Below are 4215 nucleotides of genomic sequence, written 5' to 3' on the forward strand. Positions count from 1 at the left end.
AAAATTACAAGTTGAACAGTTAGAGAAGCAACTGGAGTATGTAAAGGCAAATGAAGCATGGTTGAAAGAACAGCTAAATCAGCGATTGATTGAACATAAAAACCAAGAAAAGAAGGGTATTCTTTCCAAACTATTTAGATAGGCTACAATCAAACATAAACATAGCCCTAGAACGCATTTATAGCGCCATAGAGCCTTGTTAATATATTAGGTGGTACTAGGGTAGCCTAAGCATTTAAAATGGCTATAATGAGAGCTGAGAGCGTTTAAACGCTATGTATTGTTTTTCGGAGTATTGAGCAAATAAAAAAGATAATAGAATTAGAAGTTTTTTTGCTGATACGATCTGTGTTAAAACTATTACAGAAATGAAAAAGCCCGTAACTTTCAAATCTTGGCGGACTAGAAGTTACAGGCTTGAATCCTTAGAACATATGCAAAGCACAAGTTCTGTATCTAATAATACATAACAAAAGTGCATTTGCAAACAGGGTTGTTATGCAATGCAACAATTAGAATTAATCTTAGATCAATTTATAAACACGATACCTAAAAAGCCTTACGCTAGTGATAATCTTAACTACGGCGTGAAGATCTATAGCAAAGATGCTGCTTTGCTTAAAGTTTATTTACAGCCTAATCACCCTTATTATCTGCATAACATCGTTTTTGATCTTGATTATGAAGCATCATTAGTAGAGATACTTTACTCAAAAACAGGCCTACCGTTACCCAACCTTATAATTGAAAATAAAGAAAATGGTAGGAGCCATGCAATCTACCAGTTAAAGTCACCAGTTTATAAAACGGATGCAAGCAAGCAGAAGCCAATCATTTATCTGAATGCCATTCAGCGCACGTTACAGCACGTTTTAGAGGCTGATGCGAATTACACAGGATTAATATGCAAAAATCCTCTAAATGATCGCTGGCGTACAAATACGCTACGCCATACGCCGTATTCACTAGATGAACTAGCTAACAAATTAGAAATTGACTGGAAGCAGATCAGTAAACCAATAAAACAAGAGGAAGCTGTAGGACTTGGGCGCAATTGCTACATTTTCCATAAAGCTAGGCATTGGGCATATTGTTCTATCAGGAAGCACAGAGGTGCTACATACAATACATGGCTGCAATCGGTACTAGATCATTGTTTAAAGCTAAATGAGGGCATTACAGAACCGCTAGGCTATAACGAAGTGAAAGGTATTGCTAAAAGCATAAGTCGTTATTGCTGGAAGCGTGACCCTCATTGTTACCAAGAGTTTATAGATCGTCAGACACGTAAAGGGCGATTAGGCGGTAAAGCTAAAGGTGAAGCATATAGCTTTAAACGTAAGCTAGCAGTACGTTACAAGGCTAGTGGTATGAGTTATACAGAGATAGCAGACAAGCTAAATGTATCTCGTAGATCGGTAATCTACTGGTGCAAATAGCCTAACTCAGATAATAGCTCGTTTGGGTTTGGTTTGATGATGGCATCCGCTTTTTAATTATCTTAGTTACAATTATCTTGTTGCTTATCTCAACTATAAATGGTAAAGTAAATTTGTCTGAAGTAATACTAATGTTCCTAATTATTTCCCGATAACAGCATTTATCCCCTTTAATGCCTGCCTTCTTGCTTATTAAATTCAACTACTTAGCTTACAAAAAGTTAAGATCGGCGAGTATTGCTTATTCCTTGATTGATTAAGTTATATAGATATATTAAGTATCTATAAGATTAGATATTAATTATTAGAAATAGTAATAGATGGATAGTAAGTGTTAAAGGATACAGTAACAGGTGATTAACCAGTAAATACCTATAGGAGGAAATAAAACAGATATGCCACGTACAGTGAAGTTAATAAAACCAACAGAGTACAGAGGATACAAAGTAAACAATAAATACGATTATGCTAAAGACCAACTAGATAAGATCATAGATGCACTAGAGTTCTATCATGAACTTTCAGTAAAAGACCCATTATCAAATTACGTAGTATTCGACATTACAGTAAACGTAGAAGATCACAATGTAACCTCAGACGATTTAGATGACGTATTCTTCGACCCAAGTTCACTACGATTCAATCCAAGTACGATCAAAGAGAACGTACTAACACCTGACAAGTTCTATTTCAGATGGACACGAGAATATAAGACTGAGTACGGAGCAGGATTGCATTATCACTTCATGGTAATCGCTAACAACATTAGCCGAAGTAAGGTAATGGAGTTACACGAACAGATTGAAGCACTGGATGGAGTCCGTAGCGTTTACATTTCCAATCGAGAAGAACGTACTACACCATTTCATTATCTAAGTCAGATTGGGGATGATGGTCTAAATGATGCAGTCCTACGTCATTGCTATCGAGCTAAGTTAAATCAGAAGTTACGTAGAGATCTAAGAAGCTTCGATGGTAGCAGGGGCTTGAAAGCACTTTTACCTAGTTCACCACGTAGAAGACTATTCAGTAATACCGTACAGAAAAAATTTGGTATGAGTGAGGTCAATTAATCAGTTTTGTAAATTATGTAATCTAAGCAGCATCTATTTTTTAATAAAGTAGGTGCTTATATGGCTATATAAAAAATAACAATAAACTAATTTAATCAATAGTTTAATGTAGTTAATTAGATGGTAATAGATATATAGATTGTTAGGCAAACAGCCCTTTAAATATTCTGAGATTATTCCGAATAAAGACCTCAGATAACGCTGTTTATAGATACTTCTAGGAAAAGACGACCTTAATTTGGGGGGCGTGTATTTTTAGGTTCAACTAACAAACGTGCGTTTCTATTGATTTATACAGAAAATTTAAGTAATTTGACTCAATACTAAACGTTCATTACTTATTTGGGTCAATATGAAATACGTTATCTACTATCGAGTTTCAACAGACAAACAAGGTCAATCAGGTCTTGGACTTGAAGCACAACAGCAGCAAGTTAAAACCTATCTGCAATCAAAACCTGATGCAGAAGTAGTAGCCGAATACGTGGAAGTTGATAGCGGTAAAAAGGTGAATCGAATTGAGCTAAATAAAGCAGTAGCAGACGCAAAGAAAAACAAAGCTGTTTTATTGGTAGCAAAACTAGATCGGGTGGCACGTAACGTTAAATTGTTCTTAGACTTATTAGATCAAGTACGTATTGAGTTTACAGACTTACCAGCCTTGAGTAATGGGACAAGTGATTCACGTTTAGTATTAACGCAATTAGCAGCGTTTGCTGAATGGGAAGCAGCTAAGATTTCTGAACGTACCAAAGCAGCGTTAGCAGCTAAAAAAGCTCGTGGTGAGCCTATGGGTATTATGGGTAAGGAAAATATCAAAGCTACGAATGGAAAGCGTAAAGAGCAAGCTGATAACTTTGCAAAACAATTAGCAGGTATGTTGACACCATTAGCAACAACTATGAGTCAAAGAAGATTAGTTGATTACTTGAACCAACACGGCGTCAAAAGCCCAACAGGCAAAGAATGGCGTTTAAACAGCCTACAGAATGTTTTAAAAAGGATTAAGTCTTTTTAACTTAATCATTTACATAGTGCTTAAAGGCCAAGGCGGGCTATTTTTCAGCTTTATGAAGTAAAAGTATTTGAATAAAAATTCTACTATGTAAGCCATACAGAACAAAAACAGCATCAAATATATGACTAATAAACCAATCATGAATACGGTTTCCCACGATTCATAATAATTTCTATATAGTTTTTTAATCACATCCCAACTGTGCATACTAATTAAAATCACAGTAATGATTAGAACAGCTAGAGTAAAAAGAATGTTCATGTAATGCGAATATTTATAATTTCATTTTTAAGCATATAAGACATTGGTTCTTTTAACAAACTACTTAACTTTAACAGAGCTTTTTTATTAAAAACACACATTGGTAAATGTTGTATATTATTGTTCACATAGCAGAACAAGAATGAACATATATGAGCAATCTATCAATTAACCAAGCTAGCAAACTATTTAAAGTCAGTCGTAACACTATCTATGCTCGTATAAAGAGAGGTGACTTAACTAAAAACAGTGATGGGGCTGTTTCTGTTCAAGATATGATACGTTTATTTGGGAATAAAGCAGATAAGAAAGCAACAGAACTAGCTGTCAATGAACTACTGAACAGTACAAATAATATTGCACAACCAACTGAACAGCCGAAAAGCAATAATGAACAATTATTTATACAACAGATTGAACAATT

At 34.9% G+C, this 4215-nt stretch carries 4 protein-coding genes; all 4 read left to right on the forward strand.

Annotated elements, in window-relative coordinates; all coding sequences use genetic code 11:
* Positions 1 to 503: 503 nt before the first annotated feature.
* Positions 504 to 1439 (forward strand): replication initiation protein, encoded by a 936-nt coding sequence (locus VF685_RS13855; RefSeq protein ID WP_440203675.1) that lies wholly within the window; start codon positions 504 to 506, stop codon positions 1437 to 1439.
* 395 nt (positions 1440 to 1834) lie between these two features.
* Positions 1835 to 2512, forward strand: a complete 678-nt coding sequence (locus tag VF685_RS13860; RefSeq protein ID WP_440203676.1) for a hypothetical protein — start codon at positions 1835 to 1837, stop codon at positions 2510 to 2512.
* Between the two features lie 352 nt (positions 2513 to 2864).
* Positions 2865 to 3530 carry a recombinase family protein gene (locus VF685_RS13865; RefSeq protein ID WP_440203677.1) on the forward strand — a complete coding sequence of 222 codons (666 nt, stop codon included), beginning with the start codon at positions 2865 to 2867 and terminating at the stop codon, positions 3528 to 3530.
* A 413-nt stretch (positions 3531 to 3943) separates the two neighbouring features.
* Positions 3944 to 4215, forward strand: a 272-nt coding sequence (locus VF685_RS13870) for a plasmid replication DNA-binding protein (protein WP_440203678.1), incomplete at its 3' end; no start/stop codon positions are given.

The sequence above is a fragment of the Acinetobacter sp. Brlt_5 genome, assembly GCF_051949055.1.
GTDB classification, from domain to species: domain Bacteria; phylum Pseudomonadota; class Gammaproteobacteria; order Pseudomonadales; family Moraxellaceae; genus Acinetobacter; species Acinetobacter indicus.